Below are 26,854 nucleotides of genomic sequence, written 5' to 3'. Positions count from 1 at the left end.
TGGCGGAATTTAATCTGGATACGGGGGAATACGGCCGGCAGATGCCCTACAGCCTCGAGGCGGAGCAGAGTGTGCTCGGCGCGGTGCTGATCGATCCCTCCTGCTTCGCGCTGGTGATGGAGAACCTGCGGTCGGCGGCGTTCTACCGCCCCCAGCACCAGCAGATCTTCGACGTGATGACCAACATGTTCAATATGAACCGGACGATGGACTTCATCACGATCCTCGACGCGGTCAAGGGGGAGCAGATCTTCGAGACCGACGAGGACGCCAAAATCTACCTGACCAATCTCGCGCAGGTGGTGCCCTCGTCGGCGAACGTCGAGGCGTATTGCAGGATCGTGCGCGAAAAATATTACGTGCGCCGGCTGATCACCGCCTCGCGGGAGATCATCGACATGGCGCAGGAGTCCCAGGCGGAGTCCGACGTGCTGCTCGACTCGGCCGAGCAGAGCATCTTCGACATCCGCCAGGGGCGCAACACGAGCTCCTTCAAGCATATCCGCACGGCGATCACCGAGACCTACGAGCTGCTCCAGCACCTCTCGGGCGAGGACCGGGACAAGTATAAGGGCATCTCGACCGGCTACCCGGCGCTCGACCGGGTGATCACCGGGCTCAACAAGACCGACCTCATCCTTATCGCGGCCCGCCCCGGCATGGGCAAGACCTCCCTCGCGCTCAACATCGCGGAGAACGTCGCCACCAAGGGGGGGCGCACGGTCGCCGTTTTCTCCCTCGAGATGAGCAGCGAGCAGCTCGCGCAGCGCCTGCTTTCGTCGCAGGCGTCGGTCGAGGGGCAGCTGCTGCGCACGGGCGAGCTCACGGGGGACGACTGGGTGCGCATCGCGATGGCGTCGCAGGTGCTCTCCAAGGCGGACGTCTACCTCGACGACACGCCGGGCATCACGGTGGGGGAGATGAAGGCGAAGCTGCGCCGGCTCAAAAAGGTCGACCTCGTCATCATCGACTACCTCCAGCTGATGTCCACCGGGCGGCGCAGCGAAAACCGCGTGCAGGAGGTCTCGGAGATCACCCGAAACCTCAAGATTATGGCCAAGGAGCTCAACGTCCCGGTCATCACCCTTTCCCAGCTCTCCCGCGGACCGGAGAGCCGCACCACCCACAAGCCGATGCTCTCCGACCTGCGCGAATCGGGCTCGATCGAGCAGGACGCCGACATCGTCCTGCTGCTCTACCGCGAGGACTACTACGCGCGCGAGGAGGCGGAGGAGCGCAACATCGCCGAGTGCGACGTGGCCAAGAACCGCCACGGCGAGGTGGGGGTCGTCAAGCTCGGCTGGGACAACCGTTACACGAGATTTACGAATTTGGAGCTGGGGCGCGATGAACCGTAAGGCGAGGGCGACAATTGAAGAGTTTTCCATGCTCCGGCAGGGTGACACGGTCACGGCGGCGGTTTCGGGCGGCGCCGACTCGGTCGCCCTGCTTGATTTTTTGTGCTCGCTCACCGACCTTCGCCTGACGGTGCGCGCCTGCCACCTCAACCACTGCCTGCGCGGGGAGGAGAGCGACCGGGACGAACAGCTCGTGCGCACAATGTGCGAACAGTATGGAATCCCGCTCGACCTGCGCCGGGTCGAGGTCAAGGCGCTCGCGCGGGAGCGGGGCGTGTCGATCGAGGTCGCGGCGAGGGAGGCGCGCTATGCCTTCTTCGACGAGCTCGCGGAAAAATACCGTTGCAAGATCGCGACGGCGCACACCCTCTCGGACGCCGCCGAGACGGTGCTTTTGAATCTCGCGCGCGGCACCGGCATCGCCGGGCTGTGCGGCATCCCGCCGGTGCGCGGGGCGGTCGTGCGGCCGCTCATCGGCTGCACCCGGCGGGAGACGGAGGACTACTGCGCGGCCCACGGCCTCTGCTACGTCACCGACAGCACCAACCTGACCGACCGCTACACCCGCAACCACATCCGCCACAACGTCCTGCCGCAGCTTTTCCGGGTGAATCCCGAGGCGCTCGCGGCCGTCGGGCGGATGACCGACTCTCTGCGGCGGGACGCCGACTGCCTCGCGCGGCTCGCGGGGGAGGCGGGGGAGAAGCTCCGCCGGGAGGGCGGCTACGACGCGGCGGGGCTCGCGGCGCTGCACCCGGCGCTCCGCTCCCGCATCATCGCCTCGCTGCTCGAGGAGGGCGGCGTCGAACGCTCGGCCGAGCGGATCGGCGCGGTCGCCGGCATGCTGGTGAACAGCCGCAGGCACACGATGCAGGTCGGGCCGCGGCTCTACGTCACCGTGCGGGAAGGGGTGCTGCGGCTGGAACGGCGCGGGGAGCGCCTCGCGCCGATCGCGCCGCGGCAGCTCGAGAAGGCGCGGCTTGACGGCGCGCGGATTCCGCTGGACGGTGGAAAAGCAATAGAATTTTCGGTTATAAACTGTGCAGATTATGAAATTTTTGAGAACATTCCGGATAAGGGATTAAAAAACGCGGCCGACTATGATAAAATAAATGTTGATATTTTTTTACGTTCACGGCAGGCGGGCGACCGGATGAAGCCCGCCGGGCGCGGATGTACGAAAACGCTCAAAAAGCTCTTTTCCGAGCTTGGGCTCGACGGACGCGAGCGGCTGTGCGTGCTGGCCGACAGCGAAGGGGTCTTCTTTGCGGAGGGCGCCGGCGTGGACGAGCGGGTGCGGGTCGGCCGCGGGACGAAAAACATCATGATGATCACCCTCGCGCCGGAGTCCGGGGCGGGGGACAAACGAGCGGAGGATGAATAGGCATGGCGAAAGGGAATATGACGGACGACATCCTGAAGGTACTGATCGAGGAAGATGCGATCGCGGAAAAGGTAAAGGAACTCGGCGCGAAAATCTCCGCGGATTACGCGGGCAAAAAGCTGCTGGTGCTCGGCGTGCTCAAGGGATCGTTCGTCTTTATGGCCGATCTCATCCGCGCGATCACCGTCCCCTGCGAGATCGAATTCATGGCTGTTTCGAGCTACCGCTCCGGCGTAAAATCCTCGGGAGTGGTTAAGATAATCAAGGATATCGACATCAACCCCCAGGACTACAACATCCTCATCGTCGAGGACATCCTCGACAGCGGCCTGACCCTCAAATACCTCAAGGAGCTGCTCATGCAGCGGCACGCGTCGGACATCCGCATCGCGACGCTGCTGGATAAGCCCGCCCGCCGCGCCGCGGACATCCAGGCGGACTACACCTGCTTCGAGGTGCCCGACGAGTTCGTGGTCGGCTACGGGCTCGACTTCGCGGAGAAATACCGCAACCTCCCCTATGTGGGCGTGCTCAAGCCGGAGGTCTACGAAAAGTAGTCCCGCGCCGCCGTGCGGCGTGCTTTGGGCGCGCAATGATTTGACAGGAGTGAATCTGATTTGAACAAAAAGTCAAGAGGCATCGGCATCTGGCTTTCGACCTTTCTGCTGCTGATGCTCATGGCCGTGCTGATGTTCTCGTCGATGCGGCAGACCCCCGTCACCGAGAAGTATTCCGACGTGCTCGGGTATTTCCAGCGGCAGGAGGTCAAGGAATACACCCTCGACCTGGGCACCGGCGAACTGAAGATGACCTTCCAGGACGACACGACCAAGGACTACAAGGTCCCCAACGTCGTGCTCTTCCTCGACGATATCAGTTCCGACAAGCCGGACGGCACCAAGAGCTTCGTCCGGCAGTACAACGAGGCGCACCCCGACGCCCCGATGGTCTACGACCACTTCCCGATCAAGCAGACCCCCTGGTGGGTGAGCCTGCTGCCGACCCTCGTGCTCGTAGGCCTGCTCGTCTTCTTCTACTACATGATGATGAAGCAGGCGCGCGGCGGCGGCACGGGCGGCGTGATGAGCTTCGGCAAGGCGAAGCCCCGCGCCCCCGAGGAGGGCCCGAAGGTGACCTTCCAGGACGTCGCGGGCGCGGACGAGGAGAAGGAGGAGCTCGTCGAGATCGTCGAGTTCCTCAAGAACCCTTCCAAATTCAACTCCCTCGGCGCGCGCATCCCCAAGGGCGTGCTGCTTATGGGCCCTCCCGGAACCGGTAAGACGCTGCTTGCCAAGGCGGTCGCCGGCGAGGCGGGCGTGCCCTTCTTCTCGATCTCCGGCTCCGACTTCGTCGAGATGTTCGTCGGCGTCGGCGCGTCGCGTGTGCGCGACCTCTTTGAGCAGGCCAAAAAGAACGCCCCGTCCATCGTCTTCATCGACGAGATCGACGCGGTCGGCCGCCACCGCGGCGCGGGACTCGGCGGCGGGCACGACGAGCGCGAGCAGACCCTCAACCAGCTGCTCGTCGAGATGGACGGCTTCGGCACCAACACGGGCGTCATCATCATCGCGGCGACCAACCGCCGCGACATCCTCGACCCGGCGCTGCTGCGTCCCGGCCGCTTCGACCGCCAGATCGCGGTCGGCTATCCCGACATCAAGGGGCGCGAGGCGATCTTGCGCGTCCACACCAAGAATAAACCGATCGCGCCCGACGTGAACCTGCATACGATCGCCGCGTCGACCGTCGGCTTCACCGGCGCGGACCTCGAAAACCTCGCGAACGAGGCGGCGCTGCTCGCCGCCAAAAAGAACCTCCGGGCGATCACGATGACCGAGATCGAGGAGGCGACCATCAAGGTGATCGCCGGCCCCGAGAAGAAGAGCCGGGTGGTCACCGAGAAGGACAAAAAGCTCACCGCCTACCACGAGGCGGGGCACGCGGTCTGCACCTACTATCTGCCCACGCAGGACCCGGTGCACCAGATATCGATCATCCCGCGCGGCATGGCGGGCGGCTACACCCTTTCGCTGCCGGGCGAGGACAAATCCTACATGACCAAGCGGGAGATGAACGAGGAGATCGTCACCCTGCTCGGTGGGCGCGTGGCGGAGAAGCTCGTGCTCGAGGACATCTCGACCGGCGCCTCCAACGACATCGAGCGCGCCACCAAGGTCGCGCGCAACATGATCATGCGCTACGGCTTCTCGGAGAAGCTGGGGCCCATCGTCTACGGGCACGACGAAAACGAGATCTTCCTCGGCCGCGACTTCTCGAGCACTCCGAGCTATTCGGAAAACGTCGCCGCCGAGATCGACGCGGAGATCCGCGAGATCATCGACACCGCCTTCGAGCGCGCGGTCGAAATCCTCACCGAGCACATGGATCAGCTGCACCAGGTGGCGCAGTACCTCTTCGAGCACGAGAAGATGGAGGAGGACCAGTTCGCCGCGATGATGGAGGGCAGGCCGGTCCCGGAGACCTCCGGGTCCTCCTTCTACCGCGCCGCGCCCGGCCGGCAGCCTGAGCCGCCCAAGGACACCGCCCCCAAAGAGGAACCCGCCCCGGGAGGGCAGGCTCCCCCCGCGGAGCACCCGGACAATTCGCCGTTCGGGGAGGAATGGAATCACTTTTAGCGGGAGGTAAGGAAGATGCTCTTCGACAAGATCATCACGCTGTCGCTCAACCCCGTGGCGGACATCACCCTCTATGTGGACGGGTTCATCATGGGCAGCGAGAACAACGTCACCAGCGAACTGTACGATTCGGCGGGCAAGGCGGTCGACGTTTCGCGCGTGCTGCAAAGCTATGAGCTCGCGAACACCGCGCTCATCGTGGCCGGACAGGAGAACAGCAAGCGCTATTTCGAGCGCCTCAACGACGAGCATGTCCGGACGCGGGTCATCCTCGCGCCCGGTCGGATGCGCGAGAACATCAGCATCGTCACCCCGGACGGCACCTTCACCCGGCTGATCCGCAAGAGCCCCAAGATCCGCCAGCGCACGATCGACGAGCTGGAGACGGCGCTGTCGGAGGAGATCCGCCCGGCGACGCTGGTCGTGGTGGCGGGCGCGATGCCCGAAGGGGTCACCGACGACATCTTCTGCGAAATCTGCATGTTCATCAAGGAGTGCGGCGGCACGGTCGCGCTGGACACCCGCTCCGCCACGCTGGAAAACATCGCCAAGATCCAGCCGTGGGTGATCAAGCCCAACTTCGAGGAGCTGTGCATGCTCGTCGGCCGCCCGCTCGAATCGCTCGAGCAGATCAAGGCCGCCGTCAAGCAGCTTGCCGATCTCGGCGTGCGCCACGTGCTCGCGAGCATGGGCGCGGAGGGGATGGTCTACGGGGACGGCAAGGTTACATACAAGGCCGACGTCCCCGAGCTTTCGGAGATCAAATCCACCATCGGCGCGGGCGACGCGGCCCTTGCGGGCTTCATCATCGCGCACGATTACAAGTACGACCCCAAGCGCTCGCTGCAGTTCGCTGCGGCCTTCGGGACGGCCTCCTGCCTCGTGGAGGGCACGAACCCGCCCCGGCGCATCTCGGTCGCGATGGTCAATAACCAGGTATCCGTATACGAAATCTGAAAAAGAGGGCCGGAGGAATCCGGCCCTTTTCAAAGGGGAGGACAAGCAAGTGAGCAAGCTGTTGGTTGTGGTGGACTACCAGAACGATTTTGTAAACGGGAGCCTCGGGTTCCCGGGCGCGGAGGCGCTCGAGGAGCCGATCTGCCGCAAGATCGAGGAGTACAAGGCCCGCGGGGACGACGTGGCGTTCACCTTCGACACCCACGGGGAGGACTACCTGGAGACGCAGGAGGGCAAAAACCTGCCCGTCACCCACTGTGTGCGGGGGATGCCGGGCTGGGAGCTCTACGGGAGGGTGGCCGATTACTGCGACGCGCTGACCCCCTGCTTCCACAAGCCCGCCTTCGGATCGATGGCGCTGGCCTACTACGCCAAGACGCAGGGCTATGAGGAGGTCGAGCTATGTGGGCTGGTTTCCAACATCTGCGTGATCTCCAACGCGGTGCTCGTCAAGGCCGCGCTGCCCGAGGCGCGGGTGTCGGTCGACGCGCGGTGCACCGCCTGCGCCGACCCGGCGATGAACGAAAAGGCGCTCGACGTGATGGAGGGCCTCCAGGTCGCCGTGACCAACCGGTAATCCAGGACAAAAGGGGCGGGCAGCCAAGGGCTGCCCGCCCCTTTCCGCTTCATTTGAAAGAAAAACGGGTTGATTTCGTTATCGCGTTGTGCTAAGATGGAACAACAAATGAGGTGACGGCAGTGAAACAGCGGGAATACCGGATTTTGGAGCTTTTGACCGAGCGCAAGCGGATCGAAGTGGCCGCGCTGGCGCGGGAGATCGGCGTTTCGCAGGTGACGGTCCGCAAGGACCTCGACGCGCTGGAGGAGAAGGGGGTCATCCACCGGGAGCACGGCTGGGCCGTGCTTTGCAGTCCGGACGACCTCAACGGGCGCATCGCCTACCACTATGAGGCGAAACGCCGCATCGCGGCGCGCGCGGCGGAGCTGGTGCGGGACGGCGAGACGGTCATGATCGAGAGCGGAAGCTGCTGCGCGCTGCTGGCGGACGCGCTGACGGGCGCAGGCCGGGATGTGACGATCATCACCAACAGCGCGTTCATCGCCGGGTACGTGCGTAGGAAACCGGGCGCGAAGGTGATCTTGCTGGGCGGCGTCTACCAGAACGACGCCCAGGTGATGGTGGGGCCTCTTGTGCGGCAGTGCGCGGAAAACTTCTGCGTCGACCGGCTGTTCATCGGCACCGACGGCTACGCGAGCCGCAGCGGCTTCACCAACAGCGACCACCTGCGGGCGCAGGCGGTGCGGGATATGGCCGCGCAGGCGGAGGAGGTGGTCGTGCTGATGGAGAGCAGCAAGTTCGGGCGCCACGGCGTGGTGCCGCTCCAGCTCGCTGAGAAGGCGCGGACGGTGATCACCGACGACGGCATCCCGCCCGAAGCGCGCCATGAACTGGAGGCGCGCGCGGTCACGGTGCACACGGTGCCGGCAAACGAATAAGAAAACGCCCCGGACGGCCGTTGGCCGCCCGGGGCGTTTGCGCGTTAGAAGAAGGCGTCGATCCCGCCGTCGAGGAACCGCCGCCGGTAGTCCTCCAAATCCTCCTCGTGCAGCGCGTCCGCACCGGAATAGGCGTAGGCGCGCCCGAGCAGGGCGTATTTTTTCTCGCCGAACTGGTGGAAGGGGAGCAGCTGCACCCGCGAAAGGCCGGCCTCCCGGAGAAGGCGTCGGAAGCCGTCCGCGTCCGCGGGCGCGTCGTTATAGCCGGGGATGACCGGAATCCGGGGGAGCACCTCGCTTCCGGAGGCGGCGGCCCGCCGCAGGTTGTCGAGGATTGCGCGGTTGGAGACGCCCGTCCCCGCGACATGCCGTGCCTCGTCCCAGTGCTTCACGTCGAAGAGCAGCAGGTCCGCGAGCGCCGCCGCCCGGTCGAAGTCGGCGGCGGGCGCGTACCCGGTCGTCTCGATCGCGGTGTGGACCTTTCGCTCCCGCAGCGCCCCGAGCAGCGCGGCGCAGAAATCGGGGTGCATGAGCGGTTCGCCGCCCGAGAGCGTCACCCCGCCGCCGCTCTCCTCGTAGAAGGGCTGGTCCTGCATGCAGACGCGCAGCACCTCCTCCGCGGATTTCCACGACCCCTCACAGGAGAGCGCCCGCGCCGGGCACTGACGCACGCAGGCCCCGCACCCCACGCAGGCCGTGGGGTCGATCCGCACCCCTTCGGCGCCGAGCGCGGCCGCCCCCCGCGGGCAGGCGCGCGCGCATCCGCCGCAGCGCAGGCATTGCCCGCCGTCCCACAGAATCTGCATGTCGGGGCTCTGGCTTTCCGGGTTGGCGCACCACGCGCAGCGCAGCGGGCAGCCCTTCAAGAACACGACGGTGCGGATGCCCGGCCCGTCGTGCAGGCTGAACTTCTGGAGATTGAAAATCAGGCACTTCTCGCCCATGGGAACGCCCCCCTCGTTTGTCTGGCTCCATTGTAGCACGGGGAAACCCAAAAGTAAACGAAAACTTACGAATGAAATATTATAAGATTTTGTACAGAAATACAATTGACATTCTTTGGGGAGATTGCTACAATGAAATTGCAAACGAATGGTTAAAGACTTACGAACGAATAAACTTGACAGCGGGGAGGAGCGGCCGCATGGAACAGTATGTGATCGGCGTTGACGTGGGCGGGACCAAGACGGCGTACGGCGTGTTTGACGGCGCGGGACAGATCGTGGCGCGCCGCCGCTGCCGATCGGACGATTCTCTTTCCCCCGAGGCGTTTTTCGACGGCGTCGCCGCCAACGTGCGGGAGCTGATGGAGGAGGCGGGGATTGCCCCGGGAAACCTGCGCGGCGTGGGCATCGGGATGCCCTCCTTCATCCTCTTCGAGGAGGGGCGGATCGTCAAGACCACCAACCTGACGAAGATCCGCGACTTCCCGGCGCGCGCCTACCTGATGGAGAAGCTCGGCGGCGCGCGGGTGCTGCTCGACAACGACTCCCACACCGGCGCGCTGGCGGAATTCCGCCACGGCGCGGGGCGCGGCTTCCAGAACATCGTCTACTGCCCGGTGAGCACCGGCATCTCGTCGGGCATCGTCATCGACGGCAGGCTCTTCCGGGGCCGGTACGGCTGGTCGGGGGAGAGCGGGCACATGATCGTCACGCCCGGCGAGGGGATCGAGTGCGGCTGCGGCAACCGCGGCTGCCTCATGAGCTGGTGCTCCGGCTCGATGATCGTCCGGCACATCCGAAGCTGGATCGCGGCGGGCGAACCGACCGTCATGGCCGAGCTGGCGGGCGGGGCGGAAAAGATCACGGCGGTGCACCTCCGGCAGGCGTGCGGGCTGGGGGACGCGATGGCGCTGCGTGCGCTCGGGCAGATGGCGAAGTTTTTGGGCATCTGGCTCTATAACCTCTATGTGACCCTCAACATCAACTGCTTCATCTTCGGCGGCGGGCTGACCGGCTTTGGGGAACTGCTCTTCGGACGCGTGCGCGAGGTATTCGACGGCTATAACCACAACGATATGCCCGTCTACTTCAAGATGGCGGAGCTTGAACACGATTTCGGCGTCATCGGCGCGGCCGAGCTGTTCTATTGAAAGGAGAACCCGATATGAGTTATTTTGGAGAGCTTACCCCGCGCATGGCGGCCTTCCGCGAGGAGCTGCTGAACGCGAAGCCGCAGGTCTGTGTCGAGCGCGCGGTGATCACCACCCGCGTCTACCGCGAGCGGCAGGACCAGCCGCTCGCCCTCAAGCGCGCGATCATGCTGCGCGAGGTGCTTGCGGGCATGTCGATCTTCATCGAGCCGCAGACGCTGATCGCCGGAAACCAGGCGTCGAGCAACCGCAGCGCGCCGATCTTCCCCGAGTACGCGATGTCGTGGGTGATCGACGAGCTCGACGAGTTCGAGCGCCGGGACGGCGACGTCTTTTACATCACGGAGGAGAATAAGCGGAAGCTGCGGGAGATCGCGCCCTTCTGGGAGCACAACACGGTGCTCGACAGGGGCCTCGCGGCCTTCCCGCCCCACTCGAGGCTCTACTATGACCTCGGCATCATCAAGTCGGAGGGCAACATCACCTCGGGCGACGCGCACTGCGCGGTCAATTACGGCGACATGCTGCGGGCGGGCCTCGGGGACTATAAGCGCCGCGCGGAGGAAAAGCTCGCCACGCTCGACCTGACCGACTACCGCAATATCCACAAGAGCTATTTCTACCGCGCGGTCGTCATCGTGGTGGACGCGGTGCGCGCCTTCGCCAGGCGGTACGCCGACCTCGCCTTCCGGACGGCGCAGGAGGAGCCGGACGAAGCCCGCCGGGCGGAGCTCCTGGAGATGAGCCGGATCCTCAACAAGGTGCCCTACGGGCCGGCGGAGAGCTTCCGGGAGGCCGTGCAGGCCCTCTGGCTCACCCATCTCGTGCTCCAGATCGAATCGAACGGCCACAGCCTCTCCTACGGGCGGATGGACCAGTACCTCGACCCCTACTACGAGGCGGACCTCGCCGCCGGAAGGATCACCGCGGCGCAGGCGGATGAGCTGCTCTGCAACCTCTGGCTCAAGACCTACACGATCAACAAGATCCGCTCGTGGAGCCACACCCAGTTCAGCGCGGGCAGCCCCCTCTACCAGAACGTGACGATCGCGGGCCAGACCCCCGACGGGCGGGACGCGACCAACCCGATGAGCCGGCTGATCCTCCGGAGCGTGGCGCAGTGCCGCCTGACCCAGCCAAACCTGACCGTGCGCTACCACAGGGGGCTTTCCGACGAATTCATGCGCGAATGCGTCGAGGTGGTGCGCTGCGGGTTTGGAATGCCCGCCTTCAACGACGACGAGGTGATCATCCCCGCCTTCATCGCCAAGGGAGTGAAGCCGGAGGACGCCTACAACTATTCGGCGATCGGCTGCGTCGAGACGGCGGTCCCCGGGAAGTGGGGCTACCGCTGCACCGGCATGAGCTTTTTGAACTTCCCCAAGGCGCTGCTCATCGCGATGAACGACGGCGTCGATCCCGCGTCGGGCACCAGACTCTGCGAGGGGACGGGACATTTCCGCGATATGGAGAGCTTCGACGAGGTGAAAGCCTGCTGGGACAAGGTTATCCGCGAGATGTGCCGCCAGTGCACGGTCATCGACGCGACCTGCGACATGGTGCTCGAGGAGAACACCGCCGACATCCTCTGCAGCGCGCTCACCGACGACTGCATCGAGCGCGGCCTCAACATGAAGGAGGGCGGCGCGGTCTACGACTTCATCAGCGACCTGCAGGTGGGCATCGCCAACCTGGCCGACAGCCTCGCCGCCGTCAAAAAGGTCGTCTTCGAGGACGCAGCGGTCACCCCGGCGCGCCTGTGGGAGGCGCTGGAACAGAACTTCGAGGGACCGGAAAACGAGCGCATCCGGGCGCTCCTACAGGCCGCGCCCAAGTACGGCAACGACGACGACTATGTTGACAACCTCGTTGTGGACGCCTACAATGTCTACATCGACGAGATGAAGAAATACCACAACACCCGGTACGGGCGCGGCCCGATCGGCGGAATCTACTACGCGGGCACCAGCTCGATCTCGGCCAACGTCCCGCAGGGCGCGGGCACGCTGGCGACCCCCGACGGCCGCAGGGCGGGCGAGCCGTTGGCCGAGGGGTGCTCCCCGAGCCACGCGGCCGACAGAAACGGCCCGACGGCGGTCTTCAAGAGCGTCTCCAAGCTGCCCACCGAGGAGATCACGGGCGGCGTGCTCCTGAACCAGAAGGTCACCCCGCAGATGCTCCAAAAGGAGGAGAACCGCGAGAAGCTGGTCCTGCTGCTGCGCACCTTCTTCAACCGCCTCCACGGCTACCACGTGCAGTTCAACGTCGTCTCGCGCGACACCCTGCTCGACGCGCAGGCCCACCCCGAAAACCACCGCGATCTCATCGTGCGGGTGGCTGGGTACAGCGCCTTCTTCAACGTCCTCTCGCGCAGGACGCAGGACGACATCATCGAGCGCACCGAGCAGGCCCTGTAACGCCGATCAATTGACCGAAAGGGAGTTTTCAATATGTATGAACTGATGCTTGACACCGCGAATCTGGAAGATTTGAAGGAGGGACTGGACAGCTGGCCGGTCGTCGGCGTGACCTCCAACCCCACGATCCTGAAGGAGGAGGGCGGGATCGACGTCTACGCCCGCCTGCGGGAGATCAAGGCGCTCTGCGGAAAAAAGCGCAGCCTGCACGTGCAGGTCGTCTCCACCGCCACCGACGCGATCCTGGAGGAGGCGCGCCACATCCTCGATCAGCTCGGGAAGGACACCTTCATCAAGGTCCCGGTCAGCGCCGCGGGCCTGCCCGCCATCAAAAAGCTCTCCGCCGGGGGGGTGAACGTCACCGCCACGGCGATCTATTCGACGATGCAGGGGATGCTCGCCGTACTGGCGGGCGCGAAGTACATCGCGGTCTATTTTAACCGCATGGAGAATAACTGCACCGATCCCACGCGGGTCATCGCGGAGATCCGCGCGTTCATCGACGGCAGCGGCAGCGGCGCGAAGATCCTGGCCGCCAGCTTCAAGAACGCCGCGCAGGTCGTCTCCGCCTACGCGAGCGGCGCGCAGGGCGCCACCGTGGGCGCCGACATCATCCGCCTGGGGCTGGGCATGACCAGCATCGACAGCGCGGTGGACGGCTTCCGGAAGGATTTTGAGGCGATCCACGGCGCGGGCAAGACGATGTCGACGATCTGAACCGCACGATCATAAAAGCCCGGCTGCCTCTGGCAGCCGGGCTTTTTTCCGCCGCGGTCAATTTTTCCAGCCCCGGCGGAGGCGTCTTGGGCGGTACGGCGGGGAAGAGCAAAACGCCCGCCGGGAAAGGCGGACGCTCTGTGGGGAAACGGTTTATTTTGATTGCGCCTTTAGTATACCATAAATTTACAATTCTGTATATAGTCATATTCGTGGAAAATCGGGAGAAAAAATCAAATATATTGTGATATCCAGAAAAATGGAAATTAAAAAAGAGCAAAAAAAGTACCGCCCAAGCGATTGCCCGGACAGCACCCCTGGTGGACGGTAAGGAACTCGAATCCCTGACCCCCTGCACGTCAAGCAGGTGCTCTACCAGCTGAGCTAACCGTCCATATCGTCGTCTCTATCAGCGACTTTGTTATTATAATATAATTCTCGGTAAAATGCAAGCGAAAAATTCAAAATTGGCGCAAAAATTTGTAAACCGTGGAAATCGACAAGGAGTGTGGGGGGAATCCGGGGGATTTATTGTGCAGTTCTGTCAAAAATTGCCCCCTTCGCACTGTCAAAACCAACTGAAAAGCACTTGTTCGCCGGTGCGTGAATGTGATATAATAAATTGATTTGGCATGTACAGGAGGGCGTCATGGTAATTCTGGGAATCGACCCCGGCTACGCCACGGTCGGCTTCGGGGTGGTCGATTATGCCTATGGGAAATTCACGCCCATCCGCTTCGGCGCGATCACCACGCCGGCGGGGATGGCGTTTCCGGCGCGCCTGGAAATCATCTACGGCGACCTCTGCCAGGTGCTCGACAAGACCCCGCCCGCGGCGATGTCGGTCGAGCAGCTCTTCTTTACCAACAACAAGACCACCGGCATCGACGTGGCGCAGGCGCGCGGGGTGATCCTGCTCGCGGCGCAGCAGCGCGGCGTGCCGGTATACGAGTATACGCCGATGCAGGTCAAGCAGTCGGTGGTCGGCTACGGGCTGGCCGAAAAGCAGCAGGTGATGGAGATGACCCGCCGGCTGCTCGGGCTGGAAAAGGTCCCGCGGCCGGACGACACCGCCGACGCGCTGGCGCTGGCCATCTGCCACGCGCACTGCGCGGGCTCGCTGCTTGCAAAATACCGATAGGAGGCGCGGGGATGTATTACTGCGTGACCGGAAAGCTGATCCATGTGGAGCCCTATCTCGCGGTGGTGAGCTGCGGCGGGGTGGGCTACAAGTGCATGACGACGATGACGACCCTCTCCTGCCTGCCGCCGGCGGGCGGGGAGGTCACCCTCTATACCCACCTGAACGTAAGGGAGGACGCGCTCGACCTCTACGGGTTCTATACCCAGGCGGAGCGGACCGCCTTCCAGATGCTGATCGGCGTGTCCGGCGTGGGGCCCAAGTCGGCGCTGGCCGTCCTTTCGGACATGACGCCCGACCAGCTCTCGCTGGCGGTCGCGTCGGGCGACGCGAAGAGCCTGCGCAACGCGCCGGGCATCGGGCCGAAGGTCGCCCAGCGGATCATCCTCGAGCTCAAGGACAAGCTCGGGACGGACGGGCTCGCCGAGGGGATGCAGGAGGTCGCCGCGCAGCTCCGCAGCGAGACGACCAATATGAGCGAGGCGGTCAGCGCGCTGTGCGTGCTCGGCTACAGCCAGTCGGAGGCGGCGCGCGCGCTGGCGGGCATGGCCGCCGACACGCCGGTGGACGAACTGATCAAGCACGGGCTCAAGGCGCTTTCGGGCGGCAGATAACGGGAGGGGGCATCGGGGATGTTCGACAACGAGATGGACTTTGAAAACCGCATCGCCGCGCCGGAGTATACCCCGGCGGACGGCGAGATCGAGCTCTCCCTGCGCCCCCGGACGCTTGGGGAGTACATCGGGCAGGAGAAGGTCAAGGAGAACATGCGGGTCTTCATCCAGGCGGCGAAGGGCCGCGGGGAACCGCTCGACCACGTGCTGCTCTACGGCCCTCCGGGACTGGGCAAGACCACCCTCTCGGGGATCATCGCCAACGAGATGAACGTCAATATTCGCGTCACCAGCGGCCCGGCGATCGAAAAACCGGGCGATTTGGCCGCGTTACTCACCAATCTCGCGCCAAATGATATACTGTTTATAGATGAGATCCATCGGCTGTCCCGCGCAGTGGAAGAGGTGCTCTACCCCGCGATGGAGGACTACGCGCTGGATATCATCATCGGAAAGGGCCCGTCGGCGCGGTCGATCCGCATCGACCTGCCGCACTTCACGCTGATCGGGGCGACGACGCGCGCGGGGCAGCTCACCTCGCCGCTGCGCGACCGGTTCGGCGTGATCCAGCGGCTGGAGCTGTACACCGCCGACGAGCTCTGCACGATCGTGCGGCGCAGCGCGGGGATCCTCGGGGTCGAATGCGACCCCGAAGGGGCGTTTGAGCTGGCGCGCCGCAGCCGCGGCACCCCGCGCGTCGCCAACCGGCTTTTGAAGCGGGTGCGCGATTTCGCCCAGGTGATGGGGGACGGCAGGATCACCAAGGAGATCGCCGCCATCGCGCTCGACCGGCTGGAGATCGACCACCTCGGGCTCGAGACGACCGACCGCCGGATGCTCGAGACGATCATCAGGAACTATGCGGGCGGCCCGGTGGGGCTGGACACGCTGGCCGCGGCGGTCGGCGAGGAGGCCATCACGCTCGAGGACGTCTACGAGCCCTACCTCATGCAGCTCGGCTTTCTGGCGCGCACCCCGCGCGGGCGGTGCGCCACCGCGCTGGCATACGGGCATCTCGGGCTCAAAATGCCGGGGGAGGACGCCCCCGGACAGCTCACGCTCGGCTGAGCGGACCGATTACATACGATAGGAGAAAGACCGAATGGGCAGAATTTTTGGAACCGACGGGGTGCGCGGCGTCGCCAACGGCGACCTGACGCCCGAGCTCGCCATGAACCTCGGCCGCGCGGCCGGCATGGTGGTGGAGGAGGCGACCGGACGCCGCCCGACCTTCCTGGTCGGCAAGGATACGCGGATCTCCTCCGACATGCTTGAATCCGCCATGGCGGCGGGGCTGTGCAGCGCGGGGGCGGACGTGGTGCTGCTCGGCGTGGTGCCCACCCCGGCGGTCGCCTTCCTGGTGACCAGGTACGGCGCGGACGCGGGGGTGATGCTCTCGGCGAGCCACAACCCCTATGAATATAACGGCATCAAAATCTTTTCCTCCCGGGGCTACAAGCTGCTTGACGCGCAGGAGGAGGAGATCGAGCGGATCGTGCTCGACCACGAGAAGCCCTATTCGATCAAGGCCCCGGCGGAGATCGGCACGGTGCGCCGCGCGGACAGCGCGGTGGACGACTATGTGGAGTACCTCAAGACCACCGTGGAGTGCGACCTCTCGGGGCTGCGCGTCGCGCTCGACTGCGCCAACGGCAGCGCGAGCGTCACGGCGAAAAAGCTCTTTGAGGGGCTGGGCGCGGACTGCGACATCCTCCACGCCGAGCCGGACGGCAAAAACATCAACGACGGTTGCGGCAGCACCCACATCGGGGAGCTCTGCGCGCGGGTGCGCGCGGGCGGCTTCGACGCGGGGCTCGCCTTCGACGGGGACGCCGACCGCTGCCTCGCGGTGGACGAGAACGGCGGGCTGGTCGACGGCGACCGGCTGATCGCCCTCTTCGCATACCATCTCAAGGAGCAGGGCAAACTGAAAAACAACACCCTTGTGGCCACCGTGATGAGCAACCTCGGCCTCTTCAAGTTCGCCGAAAAGCACGGCATCGCGACCAAGGCCACCAAGGTCGGGGACCGCTACGTGCTCGAAACGATGCTCGCCGAGGACTTCTGCATCGGCGGGGAGCAGTCGGGGCACATCATCTTCCGCGACTTCATGCCCACGGGGGACGGGCAGCTTTCGGGCATCCAGCTGCTGAGCCTTTTAAAGCTCTTCCACAAGCCCCTCTCCGAGGCGGCGGGGCTCATGAAGACCTATCCGCAGACCCTCTTAAACATCCGCGCGACGCCGGAAATGAAGGCGTCGCTCTCGCAGGACGCGCGGGTGCAGGGGGAGATCGAGCGGCAGAACGACCGGCTGGGCGGCGACGGGCGGGTGCTCGTGCGCGCGTCGGGGACCGAGCCGCTCATCCGCATCATGGTCGAGGGGCAGGACATCGGAGAGATCGAGGCGATCGCGCGGGAGATCGCGGACGTGATAAAGGGGTAATGACATGCGCGCAGCAACCGGATGGAAGGACTTTGAACTGCTCGACGCGGCGGACGGCGAAAAGCTGGAGCGGTGGGGGGATGTGATCCTCGCCCGCCCCGACCCGCAGGTGATCTGGAAGACGCCGAAGGGTCCGGAGTGGGGCCGCGCCAACGCGCGATACAACCGCTCGTCGAGCGGCGGCGGCAGCTGGCAGGTGAACCGCCTGCCGCGCGCTGAATGGGAGATCGGCTACGGACCGCTCCGGTTCTGCATCCGGCCGACCGGCTTCAAGCACACGGGGCTCTTCCCCGAGCAGGCGGTCAACTGGGACCTGATGGACGGCCTTGTCAAAAACGCCGGCCGGGAGCTGAGCGTCCTCAACCTCTTCGCCTACACGGGCGGCGCGACGCTCGCCTGCGCGGCGGCGGGCGCGAAGGTCTGCCACGTCGACGCCTCCAAGGGGATGGTGCAGTGGGCGCGGGACAACGCCGCGCGCTCCGGCCTTTCGGACAGGCCCGTCCGCTGGATCGTCGACGACTGCAAGAAGTTCGTCGAGCGGGAGATCCGCCGCGGCGTCCGGTACGACGGCATCGTCATGGACCCGCCGAGCTACGGGCGCGGCCCGGGCGGCGAGGTGTGGAAGCTGGAGGACAGCGTCTTCGACCTCGTGAGCCTCTGCGCGGGGGCGCTGTCGGACGCGCCGGAATTTTTCCTGCTCAATTCCTATACGACAGGGCTCTCCCCGTCGGTGATGGCGTACATCCTGTCGGTGACGGTGGGGGAACGATTCGGCGGGCGGGTGTCCGCCGACGAGATCGGCCTGCCGGTCACGCGGACGGGGCTGGTGCTCCCCTGCGGGAGCACCGCCGTCTGGACGCGCGAACCGTGACCGCCGTCCGGACGCGCGGATAACGCATCGCGGGCGCGGCCCGCAGAAACAGACAAGCTCACACGGCCGGTATCCCCCCGGGGAACCGGACCATCTAAGAGGAGACAGCCAAATGGAAGACATCATTTCCGCGGAACGGGTGGTCTTTGGCTACCCGAAAGAGGACAACCAACTGAATATCGTCCTGCGGGGCGTGAGCCTTACCATCCCGGAGGGGCAGTTTGTGGCGGTGCTCGGCCATAACGGCTCGGGCAAATCCACGCTGGCCAAGCATTTTAACGCGATCCTCGTCCCGAACGAGGGAAAGGTGACCGTCTGCGGCATCGACACGACGGACGAGGACAAGCTCTACGACATCCGCCAGCAGGTGGGCATGGTGTTCCAGAACCCGGACAACCAGATCGTCGCGACGATCGTCGAGGAGGACGTGGCGTTCGGGCCGGAGAACATGGGGGTCGACCCGGCGGAAATCCGCCGCCGGGTGGACGAGTCGCTTTCCGACGTGGGGATGACCGAGTACAGGACCCACGCGCCGCACCAGCTTTCGGGCGGGCAGAAGCAGCGGATCGCGATCGCGGGCATCATCGCGATGCGCCCGCGCTGCATCGTGCTCGACGAGCCGACCGCGATGCTCGACCCCAAGGGCCGCCGCGAGGTTTTGAGCGTGATCAAGCGCCTCAACCGCGAAAACGGCATCACCGTCGTGCTGATCACCCACTATATGGAGGAGGCGGCGCAGGCGGAGCGGGTCGTCGTGATGAACGACGGCGAGCTCCTCTTCGACGCGCCGCCGCGGGAGGTCTTCTCCCACGTGCGGGAGCTCAAGGAGGTCGGGCTCGACGTGCCGCAGGCCACCGAGCTCTGCTGGCAGCTGCGGCAGGCGGGGTTCGACCTGCCGGGCGACATCCTCACCGAGGCGGAGGCCGTCGCGGCCATCTCGGACGCGCTGCGCAAAAAGGGGGTGGGCGCCAGATGATCGCAATCAAAACGGAGGAGCTCACCTACACCTATTCGGCCGGCACCCCCTTCCAGAAGACGGCCATCGACCATGTGAACCTCGAGATCGAGCAGGGGGAGTTCGTCGGCGTCATCGGGCACACCGGCTCGGGAAAGTCGACCCTCATCCAGCACTTCAACGGGCTTTTGAAGCCCACCTCGGGCCGGGTGCTCATCAACGGGACCGACCTGTGGGCCAAGGAGACCAACCTGCGGGAATACCGCTTCAAGGTGGGGCTGGTGTTCCAGTACCCCGAATACCAGCTCTTTGAGGAGACGGTCTACAAGGACATCGCGTTCGGACCGGTCAACATGGGGCTCTCGCCCGCGCAGGTGGACGAGCGGGTGCGCGAGGCCGCCAACTTCGTCGGCCTGCGCGACTACCATTTGCAGAAATCGCCCTTCGAGCTTTCGGGCGGGCAGAAGCGCCGGGTGGCGATCGCGGGGGTGCTCGCGATGAACCCGGACATCCTCGTGCTCGACGAGCCGACCGCGGGGCTTGACCCCAAGGGGCGCGACAGCATCCTCGGACAGATCAAGCGCTACCACCGGGAGCGGGGCAACACGGTGCTGCTCGTCTCCCACAGCATGGAGGACATCGCGCGCTACGCGCGCAAGGTGCTCGTGCTCAACCGCTCGGGCGTCGCGATGTACGACGACGTGGCGAAGGTCTTCTCCCGCGCGGAGGAGATCACGAGGATGGGCCTTTCGGTGCCGCAGGTGACCCGCATCTTCATGGGTCTGCGGGAGGAGGGCTTCCCGGTGAGCGAGAGCGTCTACACGATGGACTACGCGCGCGAGGAGCTGCTTTCGCTGCTCGGAAAGGGGGCGGGGAACCATGCTTAAGGATATCACGATCGGCCAGTATTTCCCCGGGACCTCCCCCATCCACAAGCTCGACCCGCGCATGAAGATCGTGCTCACGGTCGCGTACATCATCCTGCTCTTTACCGCGCAGAACGCGGTGGGGCTCGCGGTCGGGGTGCTCTTTCTCGTGCTCGTCTACGGGATCTCCAAAATCCCGCCGGTGATGATCCTGCGGAGCTTAAAGCCCGTGGTGCCGATCATCGTCTTCACCTCGGTCCTCAACATGTTCTTCATCGACGGCAGGGTGCTTTTCCAGTGGTGGATTTTAAAGCTCACGGCGGAGGGGGTCAAGACCGCCGTATTCATGAGCGTGCGCATCGTCTGCCTGATCGCGGGCACCAGCCTGCTGACCTACACGACCTCGCCCATCGCGCTCACCGACGGCATCGAGCGGCTCTGCAACCCGCTCAAGCGCTTCAAGCTGCCGGTGCACGAGCTCGCGATGATGATGACGATCGCGCTGCGCTTCATCCCGACCCTCATCGAGGAGACCGACAAGATCATGTCGGCCCAGAAGGCGCGCGGCGCCGACCTCGAGAGCGGCGGGCTCATGCAGCGGGCGCGCGCGCTCATCCCGATCCTGATCCCGCTCTTCGTGTCGGCGTTCCGCCGCGCGGACGAGCTGGCGCTCGCGATGGAGTGCCGCTGCTACCGCGGCGGAGAAGGCCGTACCCGCATGAAGCAGCTCAAGATCCACCCGCGCGACGTGTGGAGCGCCGTCTTCGTGGGGGCCTGCCTGGTCTTCATCGTCCTTTCCAATCTTTACGGGGCCCGGGTTTTGGAGCAGCTGGGCCTGCTGCTTCGTTCTGTCTAGCGGGGAGGTGACGGGGTTGCGCCATCTGCTTTTGACCCTGCGCTACCGCGGCACGAATTACCACGGCTTCCAGGTGCAGCAAAACGCGCTTTCCGTGGCACAGGTGGTACAGGACGCGGTGGAGGCGGTGTTCGGCGCGCGGCTCGACGTGAAGGGCTGCTCCCGCACCGACGCGGGGGTGCACGCCAACCGCTTCGCGCTCGCCCTGCGCACCGAGAGCGGCATCCCCTGCGACGCGGTGGTGCGCGCGATGAACGTGCGCCTGCCGGAGGATATCGCCGTGACCGGCTGCCGCGAGGTGCCGGAGGAGTTCCATCCGCGCTACTCCTGCACCGGCAAGCGGTACCTCTACAAGATCTACAATTCCCCGGTGCGCGACCCGTTCCTGAGCGGTCTCGCGCTCCACTGGAAATACCCGCTCGACGAAAATGCGATGGACGCGGCGGCGCGGCAGTTTATCGGGACGCACGACTTCGCGGCGTTTTGCAGCGCGGGCGGCTCGGTGGAGGACACGGTGCGCACCATCACCGCCGCGTCGGTCGCGCGCGAGGGGGCGCTCGTCACCTTCTCGGTCACGGGCGGCGGCTTTCTCTACAACATGGTCCGCATCATGACGGGCACGCTGCTGGAGGTTTCGCGCGGGGCGCTCGCCCCCTCCGACATCCCCCGCATCCTCGCGGGCCGCGACCGCGCCGCGGCCGGTCCGACCGCCCCGCCGCACGGGCTCTACCTCGACGCGGTATTCTACTGATTTCAGCTTCACGGGAGGAAAACCGATGGCACAGTTAACCGATCTTGAAAAGGTGCGCCGCCGCCGCGCACGGCGCCGGATGGTGCGGAGCCTCTTCATCCTCGCGCTTTTCGCGGCGGTGGTCTTCCTCTGCGTGACGGTCATCCGCCAGGCGGGCGATCTTGACCTCAAAACCGCCTACAGCGACCTCCGGGCGGGGATGGCGTCGGGCGACGGATATCCCGTCTCTCTGCCGGGCGGGCAGGTGACGGAGCTCGAGAGCGCGGGGGACGCGCTCGTGATGCTCACCGACACCAACCTCTACACCTACAATTCCTCGGGCGGGCAGATGCTGGGCGTGCAGCACGGCATGGCCAGCCAGACCCTCAAGACCGCCCGCGACCGCATCCTGCTCTACGACCCGAGCGCCGAAAAGCTGGCGGTCTACTCCAAGTCGGCGCAGCTTTCGTCGGTCACGACCGACAGCCAGATACATACCGCGGACCTCGCCACCAACGGCAACTTCGCGGTCGTCACCGGCGCGAACGACGCGCTCGCGCGCGTCATCGTCTACAACCGCGGCGCCGAGGAGATCTTCCGCTTCTCGGGGAACACGCCGATCATCAGCATCTCGCTGGCCGACAACCGCGATACGATGGCGGTCGGGTTCGTGGACGCGTCGGACGGCAAATACCTCTCGAGCATCCGGAAATTTCAGTTCAGCTACCAGGAGGGGGACACCGGCCGGGTCGACCTGCCGGGCGAATTGCTCCTGATGGTCGACTACCGCAGCGCGAGCGCGATCCGCGCGCTGACCGACCAGCGGGTCATCCTCTTTGACGGCGACCTGCGGGAGACGGCGTCCTTCGCCTTCGGCGAGACGGTGCTCGACCGCTACGCCGATTCTCCCGACGGCAGGCTGGTGCTCGTGCTTGGCAACTACGACAAGGAGAAGCGCCTCTCGGTGGTGACCCTCGACCGCGATTTCAACGAGATCGGGCGGTTTACCATCGACTACAACATCTCGGGCGTCAAGGCGGACAGCGACTACATCTACCTGATGGCCAAGGACCGTCTGCACATCCTCGGCTTCGACGGCGCGATGGCGGCGTCGGTGCAGATCAACAGCTTGAGCCAGATCCAGCCGGTCGGCGGCAAGCTCTACTACACGACCGACACGGCGATCAACGTCATCGACATCGGCGAGATCGCGCCGCCCGCCTCCTCCGGCAAGGAAGCGCCCGCCTCCTCCGGGGAGGAAAGCGCCCCCGCGGACGAGGACGACGGCCCTTCCGGGGAGGCGTCTTTGCAGCCGTCCGGGGAGGAAGCGCCTTCGGAAAGCGGCGGGGACGCGGAAAACCTCCAGCCGGATTCGGCGCCTGAAAGCGCTTCCGAGCCGGAATCCGCCCCCGAAAGCGCGGCCCCTTCCGGGGACGCCTCGTCGGGCGACCTTCTCAACTACGACGACCTCGCGCCGGGAGGCTGAACCGATTTGTAAATTTGCGGCAGATTTGGTATAATGGCCGCAGCGGCCATGACGCCTGTGCGGAGCGCTTTTTGCTGCGGCGCTCCCGCCGCGCGTCCCGCGCCGGTGGGCGCACAGCCGCAGGAAAGGGAATCTATGGACATTGCAGCCATTTTATTGGATATCGCCGCCGTCACCATCGTGGTTTATTGCGCGCACGCGGCGGCGAAAAAGGGCTTTTTGCGCACGGTCATCCAGATGGTCGCCTATGTCGCGATCATTCTCGCGGCCTCCTTCTTCAGCCGCGCGGCCGCCCCGGTCGTCTATGACCGGGTGGTAGAGCCGATGATTACCCACCGCCAGGAGGCGCCGCGCGAACCCGGCGGAGCGGACCTCATCTCCTACGGGCGGGCGGGGATGCTCTCGGCGCTCGACGACGGCCTCGGCGCGCTGGAAAGCGGGCTTGACTCGATGAAGGAGATGCTGCCCGACGAGTTCGACCCGCAGGCGCTCGCCGACGGGATCGTGGAAGAGCTGGCGGACGCCACCCTGCGTCCGCTCATGGTCAGCGCGATCGGCATGATCGGGTTCGTGCTGCTCTTCTCCATCCTGTCGATCATCGCGAACATCCTGCTCTCCACGCTGGGGATCGTCAACCACCTGCCGGTGGTCGGCCCGATCAACGCGCTGCTCGGCGGCGCGGTGGGCGTCCTCGAGGGGGTGCTGCTCGTGTGGGTGTTCGCCTTCCTGCTGCGGGGGCTGCTGGGCATCTATCCGGAGGGCTGGTGGATCTTCCGCGCCGACACGATCGGCCACACCTTCCTGTTCCGCTATTTCGCCGATCCCACGCTGCTGGGGCAGCTTGCATAAGCCGTTTGGCCTCCGACGCCAGAGAGAGGGTTGACCGCCATGAAAATGAATGTTCCGAACGCGCTGACCGTCCTGCGGATCGTGCTGATCCCGCTCTTTTTGTGGCGGTTCCTGACCGCGCAGACGCAGCTGCAATTCTACGCGGCGGCGCTGATCCTCGGGGTTTCGGCGCTCAGCGACACGCTCGACGGCTATATCGCGCGGCGCTGCAACCAGATCACCCAGCTCGGCAAAATCCTCGACCCCATCGCGGACAAGCTCACCCTGGCCTCCGTCGTCGCGGCGCTGTGGATTACGAAGCCGCACCTCTGGCCACTCTACGCGGTCTTCATCCTCAAGGAATTCCTCATGCTGGTCGGCGGACTGCGCCTGCACCGCAAGCGGGTCACCATCGAGGGGGCCAAGTGGTTCGGCAAGCTCGCGACCGTTATGTTCTACGTCATTATGATCACGATCGTGGCCTTCCCGTCGCTGAGCGACGGGACCATCCTTGTGATGCTCCTGCTGCTGCTCGTCTTCATGCTCTTCTCGCTGCTGCGGTACGGGGTGATGTTCTGGGGGATGCTGCGTTCCGCCAAAAAACGGTAAACTACACCAAAATCGTATGATTATTTATGACGCGTTAATATGTTGTTCACAACGGGCATATACAATATAGTCTGGTAGATTCTATTTCCGTTTGTGAGAAAAGGTGAAAAATCTGATGGATATGATGTGTACAAGATGCAAGAAACGCCTGGCGGTGGTCTTCATGACCCGCCTTGACGGGGATAAAACGGTCAACGAGGGGCTCTGCCTGCGCTGCGCGAAGGAGCTCGGGCTCAAGCCGGTCAGCGACCTGATGGAGAAGATGGGCATCACCGACGACGAGTTGGACAGCGTCTCCGACCAGATGATGGATATGTTCGGCGCGGACGGCGAGAACGGCTTTGAGATGGGCGGCGCGCAGGCGCTGCCGCCCTTTCTGCAAAACATCCTCGGCGGCGGGCTGGTGCCGCAGGAGCCGAAAAAGGAGGAGCTTCCGCAGGAGCCGCCCGCGCGGCTGCGCGAGAAGCCCAAGCCCCCGCGCAATAAGCGCGGCGCCCCCGAAAAAAAATACAAGCACCTCGACGCCTACTGCGACAACCTGTCGCTCAAGGCGGAGCAGGGGAAGATCGACCGGATCATCGGACGAGACCGGGAGATCGGCCGCGTCATCCAGATCCTCAACCGCCGCACCAAGAATAACCCCTGCCTGATCGGCGAACCGGGCGTCGGCAAGACGGCGGTTGCCGAGGGGATTGCGCAGCGGCTGGCGTGCGGCGACGTGCCCTTCCGCCTCGCGGACAAGAAGCTCTACCTGCTCGATCTGACGGCGCTCATCGCGGGCACCCAGTTCCGCGGGCAGTTCGAGAGCCGCGTCAAGGGGCTCGTCGAGGATATCAAGGAGGCGGGCAACGTCATCCTCTTCATCGACGAGGTCCACAACCTCGTCGGCGCGGGCGATTCGGAGGGCTCGATGAACGCCGCGAATATTTTGAAGCCCGCCCTCTCCCGCGGGGAGATCCAGGTGATCGGCGCGACCACCTTCAACGAATACCGCAAGAACATCGAAAAGGACGCCGCGCTCGAGCGCCGCTTCCAGCCGGTGACGATCGAGGAGCCCTCGATCGGGGAGTCGGTCGAGATCATCAAGGGGATCAAGAGCTACTACGAGCAGCACCACCGGGTGGTGGTCAGCGACGAGCTGGCGCGCATGACCGTCGTGCTGTCCGAGCGGTATATCACCGACCGCTTCCTGCCCGACAAGGCGATCGATCTGCTCGACGAGGCCTGCTCGGCCGCCGTGCTGCGCAACGCCGACCTCGCGGAGTACGACCGCCTGATGAAGCAGGACGGCGACGTGACCGAGCAGCTCGAGGAGCTCGAGGCGTCGACCGACGAGCCCGATTACGAGGCGATCGCGCGGCTGCGCGGGGAAAAGATCGTCATCGATGAAAAGCTCAAGGAGGTCGGCCCCAGGGCGCTGGCCCAGCCGGTGACGGGGGACGACCTCGCCAACGTCATCGAACTGTGGACGGGCATCCCCGCCGCCAAGATCCGCGAGACCGAGCTGCGCCGGGTGGCCCGGCTCGAGCCCGCGCTCAAGGAGAAGATCATCGGGCAGGACGAGGCGGTCGAGCTGGTGAGCGCCGCCGTGCGCCGCTCCCGCGTGCAGATTTCCGCCCGCCGCCGCCCGGCCTCCTTCATCTTCGTCGGCCCGACCGGCGTGGGCAAGACCGAGCTGGTCAAGGTGCTCTCCAAGGAGCTCTTCGATTCGGCCGACCCGCTCATCCGGCTGGACATGTCCGAATTCATGGAGAAGCACACGGTCAGCCGGCTGGTCGGCTCGCCCCCGGGATACGTCGGCTACGACGAGGCGGGGCAGCTCACCGAAAAGGTGCGCCGAAAGCCCTATTCGGTCGTCCTCTTCGACGAGATCGAAAAGGCCCATCCCGACGTGCTCAACATCCTGCTGCAAATCCTCGACGAGGGGCGCATCACCGACGCGCACGGCAGGGTCTGCTCGTTCGAGAACACCGTCATCGTCATGACCTCCAACGCGGGCAGCGAGCGGCGCGAAGGCGCGCTCGGCTTCAACCGCACCGAGGGGGAGGCCTCGAAGGAGAAGGCGCTCAAGGCGCTTTCCGAGTTTTTGCGGCCGGAGTTTCTGGCGCGCGTCGACGAGGTGGTCGTTTTCCGCCCGCTCGACGAGGGGGATTTCCGCAGGATCGCCGGGCTGATGCTCGGAGAACTCAAGGACCCGCTGGCCGAGAAGGGGATCAAGTTCGGCTGGGACGACGAGGCTGCGGCGCTCATCGCCCACAAGGCGTACGGCAAGCGCAGCGGCGCGCGCGACCTGCGCACCGTCATCCGCAAGGAGGTCGAGGACGCCATCAGCCTGCGTCTGGTCGACGACCCCGACCACGTCCCCGCGCTGATGAAGCTGGCCGTCGAGGACGGCGGTCTGAGGCTTATCTACCAGTAAACAAAAGCGGCGCT

Annotated in this window: 24 protein-coding genes and 1 tRNA gene; 23 read left to right on the top strand and 2 right to left on the bottom strand. The window is 65.0% G+C overall.

From position 1 onward, the window contains the following. The first annotated feature begins 41 nt into the window (after positions 1-41). From dnaB to RCI06_RS01080, 7 genes are all read left to right on the top strand, one after another. Positions 42-1,358, top strand: a complete 1,317-nt coding sequence (gene dnaB, locus RCI06_RS01110) for a replicative DNA helicase (RefSeq protein ID WP_101553199.1) — start codon at positions 42-44, stop codon at positions 1,356-1,358. Continuing rightward, positions 1,348-2,742 (top strand): tRNA lysidine(34) synthetase TilS, encoded by a 1,395-nt coding sequence (gene tilS / locus RCI06_RS01105; RefSeq protein WP_101550233.1) that lies wholly within the window; start codon positions 1,348-1,350, stop codon positions 2,740-2,742. Before dnaB ends, tilS begins: the two co-directional genes overlap by 11 nt. 2 nt (positions 2,743-2,744) lie before the next feature. Further along, positions 2,745-3,299, top strand: a complete 555-nt coding sequence (gene hpt / locus RCI06_RS01100; protein WP_242970823.1) for a hypoxanthine phosphoribosyltransferase — start codon at positions 2,745-2,747, stop codon at positions 3,297-3,299. Between the two features lie 114 nt (positions 3,300-3,413). Continuing rightward, positions 3,414-5,378 carry an ATP-dependent zinc metalloprotease FtsH gene (gene ftsH / locus RCI06_RS01095; RefSeq protein ID WP_101553201.1) on the top strand — a complete coding sequence of 655 codons (1,965 nt, stop codon included), beginning with the start codon at positions 3,414-3,416 and terminating at the stop codon, positions 5,376-5,378. 15 nt (positions 5,379-5,393) lie between these two features. Next, positions 5,394-6,335 (top strand): 1-phosphofructokinase family hexose kinase, encoded by a 942-nt coding sequence (locus RCI06_RS01090; RefSeq protein WP_276872034.1) that lies wholly within the window; start codon positions 5,394-5,396, stop codon positions 6,333-6,335. 49 nt (positions 6,336-6,384) lie between these two features. Beyond that, the gene (locus RCI06_RS01085; RefSeq protein WP_101550237.1) at positions 6,385-6,912 is read left to right on the top strand and encodes a cysteine hydrolase family protein; all 528 of its coding nucleotides are present in this window, start codon (positions 6,385-6,387) and stop codon (positions 6,910-6,912) included. A 122-nt stretch (positions 6,913-7,034) separates the two neighbouring features. Then, entirely contained in the window at positions 7,035-7,793 is a 759-nt protein-coding gene (locus RCI06_RS01080; protein ID WP_101550239.1) for a DeoR/GlpR family DNA-binding transcription regulator, read from the top strand. Positions 7,794-7,837: 44 nt separating this feature from the next. Here the strand turns inward: RCI06_RS01080 and RCI06_RS01075 are convergent, their stop codons facing one another. Then, positions 7,838-8,737, bottom strand: coding sequence for a glycyl-radical enzyme activating protein (locus RCI06_RS01075; protein WP_306573684.1), 900 nt, complete (start codon positions 8,735-8,737; stop codon positions 7,838-7,840). A 200-nt stretch (positions 8,738-8,937) separates the two neighbouring features. On the opposite strand from RCI06_RS01075, the gene RCI06_RS01070 reads away from it, so the two are divergent. From RCI06_RS01070 to RCI06_RS01060, 3 genes are read left to right on the top strand one after another with little or no spacing between them, the layout of a single operon-like run. Continuing rightward, positions 8,938-9,888 (top strand): ROK family protein, encoded by a 951-nt coding sequence (locus tag RCI06_RS01070; RefSeq protein ID WP_172439194.1) that lies wholly within the window; start codon positions 8,938-8,940, stop codon positions 9,886-9,888. Between the two features lie 14 nt (positions 9,889-9,902). Further along, positions 9,903-12,305, top strand: coding sequence for a glycyl radical protein (locus tag RCI06_RS01065; RefSeq protein WP_306573682.1), 2,403 nt, complete (start codon positions 9,903-9,905; stop codon positions 12,303-12,305). Positions 12,306-12,338: 33 nt separating this feature from the next. Next, positions 12,339-13,022 (top strand): fructose-6-phosphate aldolase, encoded by a 684-nt coding sequence (locus RCI06_RS01060; RefSeq protein WP_101550247.1) that lies wholly within the window; start codon positions 12,339-12,341, stop codon positions 13,020-13,022. A gap of 318 nt (positions 13,023-13,340) precedes the next feature. Here the strand turns inward: RCI06_RS01060 and RCI06_RS01055 are convergent. Next, positions 13,341-13,416 (bottom strand) — tRNA-Val (locus tag RCI06_RS01055). Between the two features lie 255 nt (positions 13,417-13,671). Here RCI06_RS01055 and ruvC point away from each other — a divergent pair. From ruvC to RCI06_RS00990, 13 genes are all read left to right on the top strand, one after another. After that, on the top strand, positions 13,672-14,163 hold the full coding sequence (gene ruvC, locus RCI06_RS01050; protein ID WP_101550249.1) for a crossover junction endodeoxyribonuclease RuvC: 492 nt from the start codon (positions 13,672-13,674) through the stop codon (positions 14,161-14,163). Positions 14,164-14,174: 11 nt separating this feature from the next. Continuing rightward, entirely contained in the window at positions 14,175-14,777 is a 603-nt protein-coding gene (gene ruvA / locus RCI06_RS01045; RefSeq protein WP_101550251.1) for a Holliday junction branch migration protein RuvA, read from the top strand. Between the two features lie 18 nt (positions 14,778-14,795). Continuing rightward, positions 14,796-15,845 (top strand): Holliday junction branch migration DNA helicase RuvB, encoded by a 1,050-nt coding sequence (gene ruvB, locus RCI06_RS01040; RefSeq protein ID WP_101550253.1) that lies wholly within the window; start codon positions 14,796-14,798, stop codon positions 15,843-15,845. A 34-nt stretch (positions 15,846-15,879) separates the two neighbouring features. Next, positions 15,880-17,220: a phosphoglucosamine mutase gene (gene glmM, locus RCI06_RS01035; protein ID WP_306573679.1), complete on the top strand. Its 1,341-nt coding sequence runs from the start codon at positions 15,880-15,882 to the stop codon at positions 17,218-17,220. Between the two features lie 4 nt (positions 17,221-17,224). Next, the gene (locus tag RCI06_RS01030; protein ID WP_101550257.1) at positions 17,225-18,091 is read left to right on the top strand and encodes a class I SAM-dependent methyltransferase; all 867 of its coding nucleotides are present in this window, start codon (positions 17,225-17,227) and stop codon (positions 18,089-18,091) included. A gap of 112 nt (positions 18,092-18,203) precedes the next feature. Then, positions 18,204-19,067: an energy-coupling factor transporter ATPase gene (locus tag RCI06_RS01025; RefSeq protein ID WP_306573677.1), complete on the top strand. Its 864-nt coding sequence runs from the start codon at positions 18,204-18,206 to the stop codon at positions 19,065-19,067. Then, positions 19,064-19,933: an energy-coupling factor transporter ATPase gene (locus RCI06_RS01020; RefSeq protein WP_101550261.1), complete on the top strand. Its 870-nt coding sequence runs from the start codon at positions 19,064-19,066 to the stop codon at positions 19,931-19,933. Before RCI06_RS01025 ends, RCI06_RS01020 begins: the two co-directional genes overlap by 4 nt. Beyond that, positions 19,926-20,768, top strand: a complete 843-nt coding sequence (locus RCI06_RS01015; RefSeq protein ID WP_276872052.1) for an energy-coupling factor transporter transmembrane protein EcfT — start codon at positions 19,926-19,928, stop codon at positions 20,766-20,768. The genes RCI06_RS01020 and RCI06_RS01015 overlap by 8 nt, the downstream gene beginning before the upstream one ends. Positions 20,769-20,784: 16 nt before the next feature. Further along, on the top strand, positions 20,785-21,519 hold the full coding sequence (truA, locus tag RCI06_RS01010) for a tRNA pseudouridine(38-40) synthase TruA (RefSeq protein WP_306573674.1): 735 nt from the start codon (positions 20,785-20,787) through the stop codon (positions 21,517-21,519). A gap of 25 nt (positions 21,520-21,544) precedes the next feature. Further along, positions 21,545-22,984: a DUF5711 family protein gene (locus RCI06_RS01005; protein WP_306573673.1), complete on the top strand. Its 1,440-nt coding sequence runs from the start codon at positions 21,545-21,547 to the stop codon at positions 22,982-22,984. Between the two features lie 135 nt (positions 22,985-23,119). Further along, the gene (locus RCI06_RS01000; protein WP_306573671.1) at positions 23,120-23,833 is read left to right on the top strand and encodes a CvpA family protein; all 714 of its coding nucleotides are present in this window, start codon (positions 23,120-23,122) and stop codon (positions 23,831-23,833) included. A gap of 39 nt (positions 23,834-23,872) precedes the next feature. After that, complete coding sequence (locus RCI06_RS00995; RefSeq protein ID WP_121586187.1) at positions 23,873-24,421, top strand: CDP-alcohol phosphatidyltransferase family protein; 549 nt, start codon at positions 23,873-23,875, stop codon at positions 24,419-24,421. A 121-nt stretch (positions 24,422-24,542) separates the two neighbouring features. Beyond that, the gene (locus tag RCI06_RS00990; protein WP_101553202.1) at positions 24,543-26,840 is read left to right on the top strand and encodes an ATP-dependent Clp protease ATP-binding subunit; all 2,298 of its coding nucleotides are present in this window, start codon (positions 24,543-24,545) and stop codon (positions 26,838-26,840) included. The last annotated feature ends 14 nt before the right edge of the window (positions 26,841-26,854 follow it).

The organism is Anaerotruncus massiliensis (ex Togo et al. 2026), assembly GCF_030825285.1.
GTDB lineage: Bacteria > Bacillota > Clostridia > Oscillospirales > Ruminococcaceae > Anaerotruncus > Anaerotruncus massiliensis.
Note: the sequence above shows the minus strand (reverse complement) of the source record. Positions and strands in the feature narration are given on the sequence as shown.

Coding starts and splice junctions, on each gene's coding strand:
- dnaB (WP_101553199.1), top strand. CDS start 42: ATGCCCTACAGCCTCGAGGCGGAGCAGAGTGTGCTCGGCGCGGTGCTG.
- tilS (WP_101550233.1), top strand. CDS start 1,348: ATGAACCGTAAGGCGAGGGCGACAATTGAAGAGTTTTCCATGCTCCGG.
- hpt (WP_242970823.1), top strand. CDS start 2,745: ATGGCGAAAGGGAATATGACGGACGACATCCTGAAGGTACTGATCGAG.
- ftsH (WP_101553201.1), top strand. CDS start 3,414: ATGCTCATGGCCGTGCTGATGTTCTCGTCGATGCGGCAGACCCCCGTC.
- RCI06_RS01090 (WP_276872034.1), top strand. CDS start 5,394: ATGCTCTTCGACAAGATCATCACGCTGTCGCTCAACCCCGTGGCGGAC.
- RCI06_RS01075 (WP_306573684.1), bottom strand. CDS start 8,737: ATGGGCGAGAAGTGCCTGATTTTCAATCTCCAGAAGTTCAGCCTGCAC.
- RCI06_RS01070 (WP_172439194.1), top strand. CDS start 8,938: ATGGAACAGTATGTGATCGGCGTTGACGTGGGCGGGACCAAGACGGCG.
- RCI06_RS01065 (WP_306573682.1), top strand. CDS start 9,903: ATGAGTTATTTTGGAGAGCTTACCCCGCGCATGGCGGCCTTCCGCGAG.
- RCI06_RS01060 (WP_101550247.1), top strand. CDS start 12,339: ATGTATGAACTGATGCTTGACACCGCGAATCTGGAAGATTTGAAGGAG.
- ruvC (WP_101550249.1), top strand. CDS start 13,672: ATGGTAATTCTGGGAATCGACCCCGGCTACGCCACGGTCGGCTTCGGG.
- ruvA (WP_101550251.1), top strand. CDS start 14,175: ATGTATTACTGCGTGACCGGAAAGCTGATCCATGTGGAGCCCTATCTC.
- ruvB (WP_101550253.1), top strand. CDS start 14,796: ATGTTCGACAACGAGATGGACTTTGAAAACCGCATCGCCGCGCCGGAG.
- glmM (WP_306573679.1), top strand. CDS start 15,880: ATGGGCAGAATTTTTGGAACCGACGGGGTGCGCGGCGTCGCCAACGGC.
- RCI06_RS01030 (WP_101550257.1), top strand. CDS start 17,225: ATGCGCGCAGCAACCGGATGGAAGGACTTTGAACTGCTCGACGCGGCG.
- RCI06_RS01025 (WP_306573677.1), top strand. CDS start 18,204: ATGGAAGACATCATTTCCGCGGAACGGGTGGTCTTTGGCTACCCGAAA.
- RCI06_RS01020 (WP_101550261.1), top strand. CDS start 19,064: ATGATCGCAATCAAAACGGAGGAGCTCACCTACACCTATTCGGCCGGC.
- RCI06_RS01015 (WP_276872052.1), top strand. CDS start 19,926: ATGCTTAAGGATATCACGATCGGCCAGTATTTCCCCGGGACCTCCCCC.
- RCI06_RS01005 (WP_306573673.1), top strand. CDS start 21,545: ATGGCACAGTTAACCGATCTTGAAAAGGTGCGCCGCCGCCGCGCACGG.
- RCI06_RS01000 (WP_306573671.1), top strand. CDS start 23,120: ATGGACATTGCAGCCATTTTATTGGATATCGCCGCCGTCACCATCGTG.
- RCI06_RS00995 (WP_121586187.1), top strand. CDS start 23,873: ATGAAAATGAATGTTCCGAACGCGCTGACCGTCCTGCGGATCGTGCTG.
- RCI06_RS00990 (WP_101553202.1), top strand. CDS start 24,543: ATGATGTGTACAAGATGCAAGAAACGCCTGGCGGTGGTCTTCATGACC.